This is a genomic window from Bradyrhizobium sp. CIR48, from assembly GCF_014198315.1.
GTDB lineage: Bacteria > Pseudomonadota > Alphaproteobacteria > Rhizobiales > Xanthobacteraceae > Bradyrhizobium.
Window position 1 is genome coordinate 399,126 of sequence record NZ_JACIHG010000002.1, and the last position, 15,689, is coordinate 414,814.

The 15,689-nt window shown below is 63.4% G+C and carries 16 protein-coding genes; 9 read left to right on the plus strand and 7 right to left on the minus strand.

Features of this window, described 5'->3' with window-relative positions; all coding sequences use genetic code 11:
* Positions 1-13: 13 nt before the first annotated feature.
* Both GGD66_RS08285 and GGD66_RS08290 read right to left on the minus strand, forming a co-directional pair.
* Complete coding sequence (locus GGD66_RS08285; RefSeq protein ID WP_183257366.1) at positions 14-2,755, minus strand: EAL domain-containing protein; 2,742 nt, start codon at positions 2,753-2,755, stop codon at positions 14-16.
* Between the two features lie 58 nt (positions 2,756-2,813).
* Positions 2,814-4,019 (minus strand): FecR domain-containing protein, encoded by a 1,206-nt coding sequence (locus tag GGD66_RS08290; RefSeq protein ID WP_183257367.1) that lies wholly within the window; start codon positions 4,017-4,019, stop codon positions 2,814-2,816.
* A 132-nt stretch (positions 4,020-4,151) separates the two neighbouring features.
* Here GGD66_RS08290 and GGD66_RS08295 point away from each other — a divergent pair, with 132 nt between their 5' ends.
* The 3 genes from GGD66_RS08295 (at position 4,152) to GGD66_RS08305 (ending at position 7,572) form a co-directional block, all read left to right on the plus strand.
* Entirely contained in the window at positions 4,152-5,948 is a 1,797-nt protein-coding gene (locus GGD66_RS08295; RefSeq protein ID WP_183257368.1) for a ShlB/FhaC/HecB family hemolysin secretion/activation protein, read from the plus strand.
* A gap of 155 nt (positions 5,949-6,103) precedes the next feature.
* Entirely contained in the window at positions 6,104-6,934 is an 831-nt protein-coding gene (locus tag GGD66_RS08300) for an alpha/beta hydrolase (protein WP_018319173.1), read from the plus strand.
* 320 nt (positions 6,935-7,254) lie between these two features.
* Positions 7,255-7,572 carry a cytochrome c gene (locus GGD66_RS08305; protein ID WP_183257369.1) on the plus strand — a complete coding sequence of 106 codons (318 nt, stop codon included), beginning with the start codon at positions 7,255-7,257 and terminating at the stop codon, positions 7,570-7,572.
* Positions 7,573-7,797: 225 nt separating this feature from the next.
* Here GGD66_RS08305 and GGD66_RS08310 read toward each other — a convergent pair whose 3' ends face one another.
* Both GGD66_RS08310 and GGD66_RS08315 read right to left on the minus strand, forming a co-directional pair.
* Positions 7,798-8,139: a phasin gene (locus GGD66_RS08310; RefSeq protein ID WP_092261775.1), complete on the minus strand. Its 342-nt coding sequence runs from the start codon at positions 8,137-8,139 to the stop codon at positions 7,798-7,800.
* Between the two features lie 154 nt (positions 8,140-8,293).
* Positions 8,294-8,479 (minus strand): hypothetical protein, encoded by a 186-nt coding sequence (locus GGD66_RS08315; protein ID WP_028174427.1) that lies wholly within the window; start codon positions 8,477-8,479, stop codon positions 8,294-8,296.
* A gap of 594 nt (positions 8,480-9,073) precedes the next feature.
* Here GGD66_RS08315 and GGD66_RS08320 point away from each other — a divergent pair.
* Positions 9,074-9,430 carry a hypothetical protein gene (locus GGD66_RS08320; protein WP_018319168.1) on the plus strand — a complete coding sequence of 119 codons (357 nt, stop codon included), beginning with the start codon at positions 9,074-9,076 and terminating at the stop codon, positions 9,428-9,430.
* Between the two features lie 46 nt (positions 9,431-9,476).
* Here the strand turns inward: GGD66_RS08320 and GGD66_RS08325 are convergent, their stop codons facing one another.
* Both GGD66_RS08325 and GGD66_RS08330 read right to left on the minus strand, forming a co-directional pair.
* Positions 9,477-10,052, minus strand: coding sequence for a hypothetical protein (locus GGD66_RS08325; protein WP_018319167.1), 576 nt, complete (start codon positions 10,050-10,052; stop codon positions 9,477-9,479).
* 42 nt (positions 10,053-10,094) lie between these two features.
* A complete protein-coding gene (locus GGD66_RS08330) occupies positions 10,095-10,625 on the minus strand; it encodes a GcrA family cell cycle regulator (RefSeq protein WP_092261776.1) in 531 nt (176 codons plus the stop codon).
* 165 nt (positions 10,626-10,790) lie between these two features.
* Between GGD66_RS08330 and GGD66_RS08335 the strand changes: the two genes are divergently transcribed.
* Both GGD66_RS08335 and GGD66_RS08340 read left to right on the plus strand, forming a co-directional pair.
* Positions 10,791-11,399 carry a S24 family peptidase gene (locus GGD66_RS08335; RefSeq protein ID WP_018319165.1) on the plus strand — a complete coding sequence of 203 codons (609 nt, stop codon included), beginning with the start codon at positions 10,791-10,793 and terminating at the stop codon, positions 11,397-11,399.
* 110 nt (positions 11,400-11,509) lie between these two features.
* Positions 11,510-11,785 carry a hypothetical protein gene (locus tag GGD66_RS08340; protein ID WP_018319164.1) on the plus strand — a complete coding sequence of 92 codons (276 nt, stop codon included), beginning with the start codon at positions 11,510-11,512 and terminating at the stop codon, positions 11,783-11,785.
* Between the two features lie 14 nt (positions 11,786-11,799).
* On the opposite strand, the gene GGD66_RS08345 is transcribed toward GGD66_RS08340, so the two are convergent.
* Complete coding sequence (locus GGD66_RS08345) at positions 11,800-12,774, minus strand: quinone oxidoreductase (protein WP_183257370.1); 975 nt, start codon at positions 12,772-12,774, stop codon at positions 11,800-11,802.
* A gap of 223 nt (positions 12,775-12,997) precedes the next feature.
* On the opposite strand from GGD66_RS08345, the gene GGD66_RS08350 reads away from it, so the two are divergent.
* From GGD66_RS08350 to GGD66_RS08360, 3 genes are all read left to right on the plus strand, one after another.
* Positions 12,998-13,183, plus strand: coding sequence for a hypothetical protein (locus tag GGD66_RS08350; protein ID WP_183257371.1), 186 nt, complete (start codon positions 12,998-13,000; stop codon positions 13,181-13,183).
* A 163-nt stretch (positions 13,184-13,346) separates the two neighbouring features.
* On the plus strand, positions 13,347-14,294 hold the full coding sequence (locus GGD66_RS08355; RefSeq protein WP_026202136.1) for a MoxR family ATPase: 948 nt from the start codon (positions 13,347-13,349) through the stop codon (positions 14,292-14,294).
* Positions 14,295-14,299: 5 nt separating this feature from the next.
* On the plus strand, positions 14,300-15,679 hold the full coding sequence (locus GGD66_RS08360) for a VWA domain-containing protein (protein ID WP_183257372.1): 1,380 nt from the start codon (positions 14,300-14,302) through the stop codon (positions 15,677-15,679).
* The last annotated feature ends 10 nt before the right edge of the window (positions 15,680-15,689 follow it).

The window sequence follows — 15,689 nt, forward strand, 5'->3', positions numbered from 1 at the left end:
GAAGCCGCCCTGCTCAGGCAGCGCTGACCGCGCCGAGCTCGGCCGCCAGGAATTGCTTTTCAAATGCCTCGGCCGGCATCGGGCGGCCGAAGAAATAGCCCTGCCCTTCTGCGCATCCCATGCTGACCAGAAAGTCGGCCGTCGCGCGGTTCTCGATGCCTTCAGCCACGACCGTGAGGCCGAGCTGTTTGCTGAGGCCGATGGTCGAGCCGACGATCGCGGCATCGTCGGAATCGGCGAGCAGATCGAGCACGAAGGACCGGTCGATCTTGAGTCCGTCGAGCGGAAACTTCTTCAGATAGCTGAGGCTCGCATAACCGGTGCCGAAATCGTCGAACAGGACGCGCACCCCGAGCTCCTGAATTCGCTTGAACATGTCGAGCACGCGGCGTTCGTCATGGATCAGGATGTCTTCGGTCACCTCGATTTCGAGCAGTGACGGGTTAAGCCCCGTCGCTTCGAGCAACGCCGCGACCGAATGCGCGAGATCGCCGGAGTGAAGCTGCGAGGGCGACAGGTTGATCGCGACGCGCACGCCGTTGCCGGACAGCTCCCAGACGCGCGCCTGACGGCAGGCGGTCTCCATCACCCAGTTCGCGATCCGCTCTGACAGTGCGGAAGTGTTGACCACCGGCATGAACTCTCCGGGCGAGACGTAGCCGCGCACGGGATGCCGCCAACGGATAAGCGCTTCGGCCCCGACAAGGCTGCCGTCGATCAGACGGACCTGGGGCTGGTAGAACAGCTCAAACTCGCCGCGATCCGCCGCAAGCGCCAACGCGCTCTCCAGCGTCAGCCGGTTCTCCAGCTCCTGCCTGATCGCAGCCTCAAAGATCACATGGCTGCCGCGCCGCGTCATCTTTGCCTTGCTCAACGCCAGATGAGCATTGCTGAGAAGTTCGTCGGCACCCTGTCCGCCTTCGCCATAGACCGCGACGCCGATGCTGATCCTGACACGATGCTGGCGCGTACCCGTCGCGAGCGGCGTTTCGAATGCACGCGCGATCCGCTCGGCGAACTTCGCGACCGGCTCACCGCCATCCGCGGCTTCGCGCGCAATGGCGAATTCATCTCCGCCGAGCCGGGCGACGATCGCCCCATCTCCGGCCCGGCCCTCCAGGCGAATGGCGACCGCCTGCAGCACCAGATCTCCCGCCGAATGCCCCAGCGTGTCGTTGATGCCCTGGAAGCCGTCGAGCCCGATGACGAGCAACGCGACTTCGCGAGGCCGTCGCTCCGCATCCGCTACCATGCCGGCCAGGCCGGCATGCAGCGTGTTGCGATTGGCAAGGCCGGTCAGTGCATCATGTTCGGCGAGATATTTGACGCGTTCGGCTTCGCGCTTGCGGACCGAGATGTCGCGCAGGATCGCACCGTACTGAAAACCCTCCGTTCCCTGCCAGCCCGAGAAGCTCGCCTCGACAGCGAAGGTTTCACCATTCTTGCGCCGGCCCTCGAACTCGACAACGACCGCTCCGCTCGGAACCAGCAGCGCCTGGCGCGCGGCGTCATGCATGGACGGCCTTGTATGACCGTCCGCCGGCACGGCGCACAGCGTTTCGAACGGACGGCCGATCATCTCCGCCGGCGCGTAGCCGAAGATCGCGCTGGCGCCGGGATTCCAGACGGTGATCCGGTGATCCTTGTCGGTGCAGACGAGACCGTCACCGAGCGACATCGCGATGCGGTGAAAGCGGCTCTCGGCGATGCGCCCCAAGAGACTACGGAAATCGATTTCGTCCAACGCAATCGCAGCCAGATAGGCGACGATCGCGATGTGAAATAGCGATGTGTCGATGACGAAGGGCCATCTTGCCTGCACGAGGGCCGCGACCAGCTCGATAGCAGCCCCGGAGGCGATCAGGACTGCGACGCGAATTCCTGGCGCGAGGCGGCGCCACGAATACATCATCAGCAGGCAGATCAGACCCAGGCCCAGGATCATGCCGATATCGGATGTCCAGTGCAGCATCCGGCTCTGGAGGATCGATTCTGCCGCAAGCGCCTGCAGGACCGGCCCCGAGACGAGCTTGCCGTTGGGAACGCTGAACCGGTCGCCGAGCTCGAGCGCGGTGGCGCCGACGATGATTTTCTTGCCTCTCATCTTGTCGAGAGCCGCAGTATCGCCGCGCAGCACGTCGGCATAGGAGATGCTCGGAATGGAGGCCGCACGAATGCTGAAGTCGATCAGGAAGGGCGGCCGCCGGTTAGCGTCCTGCCCGGCCAGCACCACGGCCATCGACGGCATCAAGGCATCGCCGAGCTTCTCGCCGAACGGATAGCGGCGAACGAGTCCGTCGGATTCGACAGCGACGTTGACGACGGCCGGCCACGACTGGTTGCTGAACGGCTTCAGGGGACGATTGACGTGGGCCGCGCCACCATTCGGCGTCGGCTGCTTGAAGGATGGCAGGATCGTCGAGCCGCCGGCCTCGCGAAGGGCGTGGACGAAGGCCTCGTCGGAAGCCGGATCCGAAGGTGTGCTGAAATCGACGTCGAAGGCGATGTCCCCCGCGCCCGCCACCTCGAGCCTGCGCAACAGCTCCGCGTGGAGCCGGCGCGGCCACGGCCACACGCCGATCTGATCGATAGACGGTGCGTCGATGGCCACCACGACGACATTGCCGCTGGCCGCACGCGATTGCCAGCTGAACCGCAGATCAGTGAGCGCGTTGCGAAGCGCACCATGCCATCCCGTGGACAGCACGATCGCAAGCGCGATCACGACGAGAATATGCGGCCGATAGCGTTTCACTCCACCCTCCTGCGCACCCGCTTCTGCAGGTACGCCCCTCATCCCCTAGAAAATCGCTTTAATGTCTGTTGTGGCCACGGCCATTGCTGCCGTTGAAGCCGCCATTCCCATTGCCGTTACCATTGTTGCCCCAGCCATTGCCGGTGGCGCCGCTGTTGCCGTTGCCGGCGCCATTGCCGTTGTTGCCATTGCCGGAATTGCCGTTGCTGCCGGCGTTTCCGTTGTTGGCGGCAGCTGCCGCGATCGCTGCGCCTGGGTTCGACGAGCTGCTGCCAGCCGTTGCGGCACCGCTTGTCGTCGCTGCAGTCTGGACGGCGCTGTTGGACGCTGCCGTGCTGGACTTGCTGTCGCTCCAGACCGTCTCGGCACCCGTGCTGGCGTTGGCGTTGCGCACCTGTCCGGGTGCCACTGCGCCGTGGGCGAGCCCGTTCGTGACCTTGTGGACATTGAGCTTGACCTCGCCGAGCGAGCTCGAGATGCGCACGACGCCGGCCTTGGAGACATGACCTCCAGCCGCCTGATGCGATGCCTTTGGCGCGCCAGCCGCCTTGGTCCCCTTGTCGATCGGACCGAGCGCATGGATCGCATGGCCGCTCGCGGCATTGCGCGGCGCCGACAGGCCCGATTTCGGGACGGGGACACGCTCGATCGTCGAGGCGCGCGGCTTGCCATGCTCGATAGGATTGAACGTCCCCGCGCCGCTCAAGCTGAGACCGGGCTTGCCGTGCTCAAACACGGTGGCCGCTTGTCCCGGCATGACCTGGGCAATCTGTCCCGTTTTGAAGTCGGAGACTTCGACCTGGCCGCGAAGCACGCCGACCTTGGTGCTATCAGCTCCCACGGTGACGCTGAACTGCGTTCCCTTGACCACGGCGGCGAGATAGGGCGTCTCGACCTCGAAATGCTTGACGTTGCGCTTCTCGACCTCGAGCAGGATCGATCCCGCCCGCTGAATGATGGTGGTCGTGAGCCCTTCCTTCTTCTCCGACGGCAAGCCGACCACGGAGTTGGGAGAGATCAGAATGGTTTCCTCGCCGCGGACGAGCAGCACCCGGCCGTTGCGTCCGGTGCGGATGGTATTGCCAGGCTTGAGCGTCTCTTCCCGATTCAGCGACACCGGTTGCGCGCCCTCGGTCGCGATCCACACCTCACCGGTGGCCTTGCTGACCGACCAGACGCCATCCTCCGCGGCGAACGCACCGGAAGCCGTTCCAAGGGTCAGCGCCGCCACGAAGGCACACCGCATTCCAATTCTGCCAAGCATGACGATCCTCAGTCCGCGTTACGCGCGGGCCCTGAGGGGTAATCCGAAATCACTCAAGAGAGGCTTAGCGGGAAGCGGCCAGTGCAGTGGCAGCATTAACCAATCATTGACCATAAAAAACTATGAAAAATCATGCGGATAACGAACCCTTACCGCCCCATCGCAAAGTCTCCGTCAAACTACGGAGGCAGATTCGCGACGTGCGTCGAGCAGCGGCATCTCATTACCGCATTGGCAGTGCTGGTACCGATCTTTGCGGGAATTTCCCAGGGGTTCGCACAACAGGCGAACCAGCCCGGTTTCGATCCGCGCCAGTCCGAGAAATATTTCGATAACCAAAGCGAGCGGGAATCGCTGAGCCGGCCTCCGGTCCAGCTTCCGAGCGTCGGACAGCCGAACACCGGCGGGGATACGAAGCCGCAATTCGTGCTGCGCGGCGTCAATGTCAGCGGCGCCCAGGCCGTCTCCCAAGATCGCATCGCCGCGGTCTATCAGCCTTATCTCGGCAAGCAGGTTTCGCAGGCGGATCTCGCCGCGATCGCCGGCGCGATCAGCGATCTCTACCGCGCCGACGGCTTCCATCTGAGCCGGGCCATCGTCCCGCCGCAGAACGTTGCCGGCGGCCGCGTCCGGATCCAGGTGATCGAAGGCGCCATCGTGCAGGCGGAGCTGAAAGGCGACGGCGCCGAGCAATTCGGCGTAAGGCCGATGCTCGGACCGGTTCTGGCCGAGCGGCCGTCGCGCCTCCCCACCCTCGAACGTCAGCTCTTCCTCATCAACAGCAGGCCGGGCGTCCGGATCACCGATACTGCGCTGGAGGAGATCGGTGGCGCGACCGGCCACTTCCGTCTCACAGTCTATTTGAAGACCTGGCACGTCTTCTCCTCGTTCGGCCTGGACAATCTCGGATCATCCTCGGTCGGCCCGTGGCAGACCTACGCGACCGGCGCGTTCAACTCCTACCTCACGCCCGGCGACACGCTGGCGGTCAACCTGTCGACCATTGCCAACGACCCACGCCAGCTCGGCTTTGCGCGGCTGTCCTATGACGCGCCCGTCGGCGTCGACGGCGTGCGCCTCGGCGCTTCCGTCCTGTACAGCGCGGTTCGGCCGGGCGATGCCCGCCGCCTCGACAGCGACATCACCACGACCGAGGCGTTCGAGGTGCGGGCCAGCATCGTCCCGCTCCAGTCGCAATCCTCCACGCTCACGCTGACCGCGGCGACGACGTTCAGCAACGTGTCCGAGCACGACCTCTACGGCCCCTGGTACAATGACCATATCAGGACCGCGAGCCTGACCGCCGACTACCGGCTGCAGGATCGCTTCGGCGGCACCAATCTTACGACGCTGATCTACCGCCAGGGCCTCGACATCTTCGGCGCCTCGCATTTCGACGACGACCTGTTGTCGCGCGACGGCGCATCCTCGAACTTTTCGGTGCTGAACCTCTGGTTCACGCGCTACCAGACGCTCAATGATGCCTGGTCGCTCAAGCTCTCCGCAGCGAGCCAGACGGCATCGCGGCCGCTGTTCACCTCGCAGCAATTCTATCTCGGCGGCGCGGCCTTCGGCCGGGGCTATGGCGCAGCCGAGATCAGCGGCGACAACGGCCTTGCCGGCTCGCTCGAACTGCGCTTCGACCAGAAGCTCAACTTCCGCTACTGGACCGGCTATCAGCTCTATGCCTTTGGCGACGCCGGCGCAGTCTGGAACGACGGTTACCGCCTGAGCGACGGCCTGTCGCTCACCTCGGCCGGCGCCGGTGTGCGCTTCTTCCTGCCGGACGATCTCCAGGCCGATCTCGGCGTGGCCGTGCCCCTGAGCTACCGGGCGCCGGACAACGAGCGCCGCAGCCCGCGCTTCCTGTTGACCCTATCGAGCGCGTTCCGGCTCTGCCCCGAACGCGGCAAGTCCGGCTGTCTCTAGCCGCCCGGTCGTTCGCGCGGTAAGCCGGCGTGCAGCCCTTTTTGCGGCCCTTGTTCACAGACTTGCCTAAATTTAATCCCGTAACCTGCTCACGGTCGCTCGATCCGGGAGTTCCCAATAACCATGTTCAGCCAAACGTGATTTGAGACGAGATCATGACGAGGGTGTTTGCAATCCTGGCGTTTCTCTGTGTCCTCGGCGTCGGGGAATATTTTGTCGTCAGCCGGTTCGCGATCCGCCATGAGACTTTGACCCTGTACGACGCCGCGCGGCAGCGGCCGATCTCGGTCGAGTTGGCGGTGCGGCGCGATTACGAGACCAAGGCCAATCTCGGCCTCTGGAAACTCCCGCTCGCCATCATCAGCAACGGCAACACCGTCAAGGCCACCGAATATTCCTTCCTCGCCAACGTGCTCGCCGCGCGCGGCTATCTGGTTGCCAGCATCCAGCAGGATCTGCCGAGCGATCCGCCGTTGATGACCCATGTCGGTGAGCAATATGTCGGCCGGCGCGAGGTCTATATCCGCTGCGAAGCCAACATTCTTTTCGTGCTGGACAAGCTGAAAAAGCAGCAGGAGAACGTCGATTACGACCACGTCACCCTCGTCGGCCATTCCAACGGCGGCGATGTCTCCATGTATGTGGCCCATCAGCATCCGGAGCTGGTGTCGAAGGTGATCACGCTCGACAATCTGCGGGTGCCTTTCGTGCTCAGCGACGGCATGAAGATCCTGTCGTTCCGGTCGAAGGACCCGCATTTCGTGACCGATCCCGGCGTGCTGCCGACGCCGGAAGAAGCCAAGGCGCGCGGTATCGACATCGTTCACACCGGCGCGCAGCACACGGAAATGAGCGATCGCGGTCCCAACGCGGTCAAGGAGAAGATCCAGGAAACGCTCGACCGCTTCTTGCGTGACAGCGCCAGCAGCGCGCTCGCGCCGGCTGATACGAAAACCCCGATGATCATGAACCCGGGCGACTATTAGCCGGGAACGCTTTGCGACAGATCAAGGCGGCTCCGAGGCGCCGGGATAAAAGGGCGATATGGCCTCGGAGAGACACGTGTCGCACTATATCGAAAGTCTTGATGCGAAAGGTTTCGATACGAGAAGTCTCGGTACGAGAAGTCTCGTTACGAAAGATCTTGGCCTGCCCGCGGCGAGGATGCCGGCTTTCGTACGGCATTTCTATCGTTCGGTCCGCAAGCTGCTGCGGTCGATCATCGCCCGCATTGATCTCTCGCAATTTCCGGGATCGTGCTGCGGATAAGCATGGTGGCCGCTAATCAATGCATGAAGGTTGCCCTATGCACCAGCATTTAGGACGAATTTGCCTGCTGCTTGCCGTGACCTCGAGCATCGGCACGTCGTCCGCTTTCGCGGCCGACGCCGGTCATGGTGCCGACCTCGCCAAGCGCTGGTGCGCAAGCTGCCATGTCGGCGCGAACGGCCAGACCCAGGCGAGCGCCGACGTCCCCTCCTTTATCTCCGTCGCGCGCAGGCCGGACTTCAGTCCGGAGAGGCTCGCCTTCTTCCTGCTTGATCCGCATCCGAAGATGCCGAATTTTCCCCTGAGCCGAACCGAAGCCGGCGACATCGCGGCCTACATCGCATCGCTGCGCTAAAGCGTCATCCGGAAAAGTGCGCAGCGGTTTTCCGAAAAGATCAGCTTGAACAGCGCGATGGCGATACATCCTGATCGCAACGCGCTTTGGTCGCGCGCCGGGCACGACGCTGCCGCAAATGCAAATCCCTGCCGGAGGACCGGCAGGGATCAGCAGAAGGGATGACGGACGACGAATGTGGTCGTTCGGTGGCCTGTCATCGACCTATGGTGCGCACTCAGAGAATCAGGACTTCCCCTTGCCCGGTTGCATGAGACTGCCGGTCATCTGGCGCATGTGATCTCCGGCGCTGGTGAACTGGCTGCGCAGGAAATCGGACTGGATTCGCATCGCTTCCTGAAGGTCGGTGGCATGAACCAGCTTGCGCGCATGCTCGAAGGCCGACTTCATGTTCTGCTCAGTGAAAACCAGCGCCTGCTTCGACACCTCCGTCCCCGGTCCTGGAACGGACGACATCGATTTGGTGGCGGCGTCGAAAAACATGCCGAATGCTTTCTCCGCCTGATCAATTGTCTTCTCGGCCAGGTCGCGCAGTTCGGCCGGAACTTCGAGCTTCGGTTCGATCATGGTCGCACTCCTCCCGTTTTCCCAATTGAATACCACACTTGCCGGATCGCCTTCCAGCGGCCAGCAGCGTGGAAACGTCGCCGGCAGTCCGGCTCCGGCGGGAAAACGAACGGGAAAATGAAAGAGACGGCGTAAGGCCGGCGCGTGGCCGGGCTCAGGACAAGGGGTGCTCGGGCAGAACCTCTTCGGTGGCGAGGTCTTCGACCAGCTTGATGACCTCGAAACGCTGTCGTGGCGCGAGCTTCAGGAACGCGCGGAGCAGGCGCAGGCTTTCGACCGTACCGCTCGCGGGCGCGCCGAGCTTGAGGTGCAGTTCAGCCGCGAAATTGAGGTTTTTCATCTCGCACCCATGACAAGCATCGGCTTCGTGACCCGCTCAAGAACCGAACGCCATAACAAGACGCCATAACCGGACCTATGGCGACGAACTCTCGGCCGGGTGGCCCCGGCAGGTTGGCACGCCGAACGACATGTCCAAACGACTAGCTCAACCGATTGGTTGCAATTATGTCAAGGAACAACCCGTCCGGCAAGCCCAACAGTAGCTATAGCGATGCTTCGTCTGCATCGCACCACGGCAATTCCGGATAACAGGTATATCGACCGCAGTCACCCACCTGCGTCAAGAAGCGTCATCAATCACACACACAGCCTTGATCGCCATCAATCGGCACAACGTTTCCGCTTGTTTCCGAGATGACGGACATTCGGCTGCGAATGAGCTTCTCAGCGCCTACACGTAATTGTTGAGTGCGGCCTCGGCGGTTGTATTAACGGCGAAATAACGATCGATCTCGCAAGCCGGATATGTTTCCGCGTGAACCGTTGTCCATGAACGAACGACCAAGCCGTTGCGACACGGCCACGCAGACAACGGGCGCCATGGCTGAAAACTCTTCGATTCGGGCGCGCCTCAGCACCAAAGGACGACGGCATGCTTTCTCGCTGCGATCTCATCAAGGGCGCCGCGGTCGCGCTTTTCACCCTCTCGATACAAGGCGCATGGGCGCAGGAGACCAAGATGAACCTGTTCAAGATCGTCACCGTCAAGGACGAAATCGTGGTCGGGTTGTCGGCGGAGGAGCTTCAGGCGCTCGGCGGCAATGATGCGAGCGCGGTTGCGCACGCGCTGGCGCAGAAGGGCGATCTCACGGTCTGGCAATATAACGTGCATCGCGGCCCGAACGGCGAATTGCAGCAGGCACCGACCGCCAGGATCGGGCTTTTGGCGAACGCCTCGCTCCGCGTCGAGCCCTATACGACACCCTACCAGATCGTACCGCATCCGTGAGCGGCAGACCGGCACGCCCGCGGCCAAAACCGCGGGCATGCCATGGTCATCTGCGCCGCCCTGCCTGCTGTTTCCCAGTTTCCGTCGCAAAGCCGTAAATCAGTGCCAGCCGGTCCAGGCACTCGCGAAAGCGTCGCGCGAAATAGTCGTTCCAGCGCTGCGTACGGACGGCGCGACGCTGCCCGATCTGATCCATGGTCAGGCCCAGCACCAGCACGTCGTGCACCAGCGCAGCGCCGTCGGTCCCGAGTTCGCGCTCGACCTGGTTCAGCCGCAGCACCGCCTGGCGCTGGCTCTCGGTCACCGGCTCGCGCGTGCGCGCGCCATCGACATATTCGCGGGTCGGGTCCATCGCCTGAGGGCCCCGCTCCGCTTTCTCCCAATCGTTCTGGAAGGCGCGCCCGCCGAGATATTGCGCCTCGTCGATCTGGTGGTGTGCGTGCAGCCGTCCCAGCGGATCGCCGCGGATCGACCGGATCGCCACGATCTTCTCACCGGCATCGAGCGCCAGCGGATTGTCGACCTCGACCTCCGCCACTTCGGCATTGAACGGCACATCGCGGGACCGCCGGTCGTAGATCTGCGCCAATTTGTAGGACTTGTTGCGTCGTGCACGAGCCACTTGGATACTCCTTGCGAAATTGACGATGGAACGGGTGAGAGTTCAGGCCGCGAAGACCAGCTTCAGCACGACGGGACCGGGGACACGGGCGGACGCCGCCCTGGAGCGACGCGTCAGGCCCGCATGCGGCGCGCAATAGCTGGAGCCCGGCTGGCGCGGATGGCCGCAGAAGCCGATCTCCTCCCCGTCCTTGTCGCCGCCATAGGGATAGCGGCAGTCGGCCGGATCGAGGTCCACCAGTTGGATCAGGCGCGGCTGAACGCCGACGCAGCGCAGCTTCACCTGCACCGCAGGCTTCACTGCGGACTTCGGCGGCACGCTCAGATTCGGTAGCACCGCGCGGCGCGGCGAAACCGGAGCTTCACCGGGCAAATATGGCGCGACCGATGGGCTCACGATCCATTCCGGTATGACGAGCCCGAGCCGCTTGGCGCGGCCGATCACCGCATTGCGCGTGTAAGCCGTTCCAAACCTTGCGTTTATCTGTCTTCCGATCTCCGCATAAGACATGCCTTTGAGAAAATAGTCGCGAAGCGCGTCGGAATGCTCCGACGGCCAATGGCCCGGTTCCATGCTGCTGTCCTGTGATGCGCCTCCTCCGATCGCACGACCGGGGGACGAAACGGACATTCCGGTATTCCGAAGCCAAAGTCAAGCGATAATTCTGATATTCATAATTGCAATAATTCCGAATTTCGGATTACAAGAGCGAGACGATGGGTAATCGAGGGAATCACCATGTTGGACGTTGCAATGATCGAGCGGGGCCTGGAGAAGACGGGCAAGAGCAAGGGCGGCCTCGCGGCGGCCATGGGCGTGCGGCCCGGCGCGGTCTCGGAGATCCTCGGCGGCGAACGCCTGGTGAAGGCCTCGGAGATCATTCCGATCATGGAATATCTCGAGCTCAACCTCGCGCCGATCATGGGCCGCGTCGGTGCCGGCGCCGTGATCGAGCCGGATTACGAGCAGGTCCCCCCGGAGGGTCTCGGCGACATCGCGCTGCCCTTCCCGATCATGGAAGAGACTGTCGCCTTCGAGATCGTGGGCGATTCGATGCTGCCCAAATACGAGAGCGGCGACGTGATCGTGGTCTACAAGGACCAGCGCCATCCGCTGTCGAGTTTCTACGGCGAAGAGGCCGTCGTCCGGCTCAAGACCGGCGAACGCTATCTGAAAACGATCGAGCGGGGGAAAAGCCCATCCCTCGTCAATCTCACCAGCTTCAACGCCAAGCCGATCGTCGGCGTGAAGCTCGATTGGGTGGGTGAGATCTGCCTTTCCATGCCCAAGGGCCAGCTCGAGCGGCTGCGCGCCAAGTCGGCGCGCCCCCGCAAGAAGGGCAAGTAAGGCCTGCACGGCCGACGATTTCGCTTTTTCGAAATCGCCCTTGACTTGATTCTGTTTTTCGGAAATAATCTGCCGCGCGCCCGCAATGGGGCGCGGCAGAGTCGTATTTGATGCAATATTTCGTCGTGATGATCGACTACGGACGGCGAGGCCGCGAGGCGGTCGTCGACCCCGAAATCACAAGGCGTGAGGTCATCTCCCGCATCGCCTCGGGCGAATACCGGAATGTCTCGTTCATCCACGAGATCGCCGGGAGTTCGGTCGAAGACGTCACCGAGGCGATCCTGACCGAGGCCACCCTGCCCCGGATCCCGCCCGAAGACGTCGACCTCCAGGCAATTCGCCTCGATCACGCCCACGATCTGCGCAAGCACGAACGGACGTGACGCGGGCCCGGACGTTACACCAGAAGGACGGTCGATCCCGTGGTCTTGCGTGCGGCGAGATCGGCATGCGCCTTGGCGGCGTCCTTCAACGGATAGGTCTGGTGCACCTCGATCTTGACCGCACCGGACTTGACGACGTCGAACAGCTCGCCGGCCATCGCCACGAGGTTCTCGCGCTTGGCGGCGTAGGTGAACAGTGTCGGCCGGGTGACGTAGAGCGAGCCTTTCTGGGCCAGGAGGCCGAGATTGAGCGGCTCGACCGCGCCGGAGGATTGGCCGAACAGCGCGGCGACGCCGAGCGGGCCGAGGCAATCCAGCGATTTCAGGAAGGTGTCCTTGCCGACGGAGTCATAAACCACGGGGACCTTCTTGCCGCCCGTGATCTCGTCCACGCGCTTCACGAAATCCTCGCGGGTGTAGATGATGACGTGGTCGCAGCCATGCGCCTTGGCAAGCTTGGCCTTCTCGTCGTTGCTGACGGTGCCGATCACGGTCGCGCCGAGGTGCTTGGCCCACTGGCCCAGGATCAGACCGACGCCGCCGGCCGCGGCGTGCAGCAGGATGGTATCGCCGGCCTTCACCCGGTAGGTCTGCCGGATCAGATATTGCGTGGTGAGACCCTTCAGCATCATCGCCGCCGCGGTCTTGTCGTCGACGCCATCGGGCAGCTTCAGCAAGCGGTCCGCGGGGATCAGCCGCGCCTCGGAATAGGCGCCGAGCGGCGAGGCGCCATAAGCGACACGATCGCCCGGCTTCAGATCGGTGACACCGGACCCGACCTCCTCGACGATTCCGGCCGCCTCGCTGCCAAGCCCGCTCGGCAGTTGCGCCGGATACAAGCCGGAGCGGTTGTAGATGTCGACGAAATTGAGGCCGACGGCGGTGTGGCGGATGCGCGCTTCCCCCGGCCCGGGCTTTCCGACGCTGACCTCCTCCCAGACCAGGACTTCCGGACCGCCGGTCTTGTGAAAACGAATGGCATGCGTCATGGGCGTTGCTCCCTTATCGTTGGTTGAGGGCCGAAAAACCGGATTGGCCGCAGAAATAGGCATTCGGTCCGCCCGTTACAGTACAGACACGTAACAAGAATGTCACAGCGCGCGAGAAACGTCCGCCGTTCCATCTCCGTTCGAAAGAGTTGATGATGCGCCTGGAGCGGCCGGCAGTAGCTTCTGCGCGGGGTTTGGTTGTCGCCTGCGAAGGAGAGCCGAGATGCCAGCTTATGTACAGCATCATCAGGACATCGAGATCGCGCCTGTGAATTGCCCGACGTGCATGGGGTTCCTGCCGATGTATGTGCGCGAGGTCGAACCGCATTGGAGCCTCGCCAAGATCGACTTTGTCTATGAATGCGCCGATTGCGGCGCCGAGGTCAGACAGACGATCCGCAAGCACTGATCGCGCGAACGGCGAGCCGCGCAAATATCCGCGCCGACACGTATTTGCGTCGAGCGGAAAAAGCGCCGTCCGTGCGGGTCTGATGCCTCCCAAACGAGGCTTGTTCTTTGCCGGGAACGCAGGCAGAACAAGCCTCAAGCAAGACCTTTGGGAGCGCCCTTTCGTGGCTGATCAGAAGGCCTCGACCTCGATCGAGGCAGTGGAGAGCGGCCTCGCCGCGCAGGGCTACATCGCGAGCCGGCAGATTGCGACCGCCGTCTATTTGTCGCAGCAGATCGAGAAGCCGATCCTGGTCGAGGGCCCTGCGGGCGTCGGCAAGACCGAGCTTGCCAAGGCGATCGCAGCCTGGCGCGGCATGAAGATGATCCGCCTGCAATGCTACGAGGGTCTCGACGAGGCCAAGGCGCTCTACGAGTGGAAATACGCCAAGCAGCTTCTCTATACGCAGATCCTCAAGGACAAGCTCGGCGAGGTCCTCGGCGGCGCCCAGACGCTGCATGCCGCGCTCGACCAGCTGCACGATTTCGGCGACGTGTTCTTCTCCAAGGAATTCGTCGAGCCGCGCCCCCTGCTGCAGGCGCTGGAGCAGCCGGGCGGCTGCGTGCTCCTGATCGACGAGATCGACAAGTCGGACGCCGAATTCGAATCCCTGCTGCTGGAGATCCTGTCCGATTTCCAGGTCACGATCCCCGAGCTCGGCACCGTCTCGGCGATCACACCGCCAACGGTGATCCTCACCTCCAACAGCGAGCGTGACCTCGGCGATGCCCTGAAGCGGCGCTGCCTGCATCTGCATATCGGCTTCCCCGAGCAGCGGCTCGAGGAGCGTATCGTCGAAAGCCGGGTGCCCGGCATCGCGCAGGCGCTGCGCCGGCAAATGGTCGGCTTTATCCACGAAATCCGCTCGCTCGATCTGAAAAAGCTGCCCTCGGTCAGCGAGACCATCGACTGGGCGCGCGTGCTGGTGCTGCTCCAGGCCACGGAACTCGACACCGAGATCGTCAAGGACACGCTCAACGTGCTCCTGAAATACGAAGCCGACATCGAGGCCGCATCGCCGCAGGTGACGACCTTCATTGCCAAGGCGGCCCGGTCCAACGTCTTCGGTTGACGCCGATGCGCGAGAACCTCCATCGTTTCTTTCGGGCAGCACGCGGCGTCGGCGTTCACGTCTCGCCGGCCGAAAGCATCGATGCGATGCGCGCGGTCGCACAGGTCGGCATCTCCGACCGCGCCGTCCTGCGCGATGCGCTGCTGCTGACGCTCGCCAAGTCGCAGGACGAGAAGCTCGCGCTCGGCGACTGCTTTGATCTGTTCTTCAGCCAGCCGGAGCCGCGACAGGATCAGACCGAAGCCAACAGCGAGGAGAGCGCCTCGCAGGACGTAGATCAGTCGCCCTCCTCCAGCTCGGCCAGCGAAGCGGGCGAGGGACAGCCTCCCGAGGGCTTGGGTCCGCTGGCGCAGATGCTGCTGTCGCAGGACCGCAATGCGATCGCAGCCGCCATCGCCGGCGCGTCCGGCGCCACCTCCCTGTCGGACATCCGCTATTCCACCCAGCGCGGGATCTTTTCCAGCCGCATCCTCGACGCCATGGGCCTCCAGCGCCTGCGCGATGATCTCGACGCGCTGACTGCGAGCAACCCGGCACTGGCCGAACGTCTGCGCGCCGCGCTCGACGCCTTGCGCGAAGCTGTGCGCGACACCGTCTCGCAGGGGCTTGCACTCTACGCCCGCGAGGAGGCCGAGAATCTCCGCAACGAGATCCTGCGCAACGCGCCGCTCGCCCGCATCGAGCGGCGCCAGGTCGCGGAGATGCGCGCCCTCATCCGCCAGATCGCACGCCGCCTGCGCGAGCGCTATTCGAAGCCGCGCAAGCGTCAGCGCCGCGGTCATCTCGACGTCCGCCGCACACTGCGCCGCAATGCGGCGTGGGGCGGCGTGCCCTTCCTCACCGCATGGAAGCGCAAGCATCGTGACCGGCCGAAGATCGTGGCACTATGCGACGTCTCCGGCTCGGTCGCGCAAGTCTCCGATTTCTTCCTGCTGCTGATCCACTCGCTGCACGAGGTGGTCGACGACGTCCGCTCCTTCGCCTTCTCCTCGCACATGATCGAGGTCAGCAAGATCCTGGAAAAGAAATCGCCGGAAGAGGCGATGGCCGAGATCATGTCCAAGGTCGGCTTCGGCTCGTCCGATTACGGCTCTTCGCTGGTCGATTTCGAAAAGGACTTCATGGGCACGCTGACGCCGCAAACCACGGTGATCGTGCTCGGTGACGCCCGCAGCAACAATCTCGACCCGCGTGCCGACATCCTGCGCCGCATCTCCGAACGCTCGAAGCGGCTGGTCTGGCTCAATCCCGAAGGACGGCTCGCCTGGGGCTTTGGTGATTCCGAGATGCCGCGCTATGCGACCTTCTGTACGGTCGTGCGCCAATGCGCCACCGCTCAGCAGCTCGAGCGCGCGGTGTCAGATATCGTGGCGACTTATCAGTAGGTTTTGCCCG

Bases quoted from the DNA above. Each gene is read 5' to 3' on its own strand.
- GGD66_RS08290 (WP_183257367.1), bottom strand. From the start codon at position 4,019: ATGCTTGGCAGAATTGGAATGCGGTGTGCCTTCGTGGCGGCGCTGACC.
- GGD66_RS08295 (WP_183257368.1), top strand. From the start codon at position 4,152: ATGCGGATAACGAACCCTTACCGCCCCATCGCAAAGTCTCCGTCAAAC.
- GGD66_RS08300 (WP_018319173.1), top strand. From the start codon at position 6,104: ATGACGAGGGTGTTTGCAATCCTGGCGTTTCTCTGTGTCCTCGGCGTC.
- GGD66_RS08305 (WP_183257369.1), top strand. From the start codon at position 7,255: ATGCACCAGCATTTAGGACGAATTTGCCTGCTGCTTGCCGTGACCTCG.
- GGD66_RS08310 (WP_092261775.1), bottom strand. From the start codon at position 8,139: ATGATCGAACCGAAGCTCGAAGTTCCGGCCGAACTGCGCGACCTGGCC.
- GGD66_RS08315 (WP_028174427.1), bottom strand. From the start codon at position 8,479: ATGAAAAACCTCAATTTCGCGGCTGAACTGCACCTCAAGCTCGGCGCG.
- GGD66_RS08320 (WP_018319168.1), top strand. From the start codon at position 9,074: ATGCTTTCTCGCTGCGATCTCATCAAGGGCGCCGCGGTCGCGCTTTTC.
- GGD66_RS08330 (WP_092261776.1), bottom strand. From the start codon at position 10,625: ATGGAACCGGGCCATTGGCCGTCGGAGCATTCCGACGCGCTTCGCGAC.
- GGD66_RS08335 (WP_018319165.1), top strand. From the start codon at position 10,791: ATGTTGGACGTTGCAATGATCGAGCGGGGCCTGGAGAAGACGGGCAAG.
- GGD66_RS08340 (WP_018319164.1), top strand. From the start codon at position 11,510: ATGCAATATTTCGTCGTGATGATCGACTACGGACGGCGAGGCCGCGAG.
- GGD66_RS08345 (WP_183257370.1), bottom strand. From the start codon at position 12,774: ATGACGCATGCCATTCGTTTTCACAAGACCGGCGGTCCGGAAGTCCTG.
- GGD66_RS08350 (WP_183257371.1), top strand. From the start codon at position 12,998: ATGCCAGCTTATGTACAGCATCATCAGGACATCGAGATCGCGCCTGTG.
- GGD66_RS08360 (WP_183257372.1), top strand. From the start codon at position 14,300: ATGCGCGAGAACCTCCATCGTTTCTTTCGGGCAGCACGCGGCGTCGGC.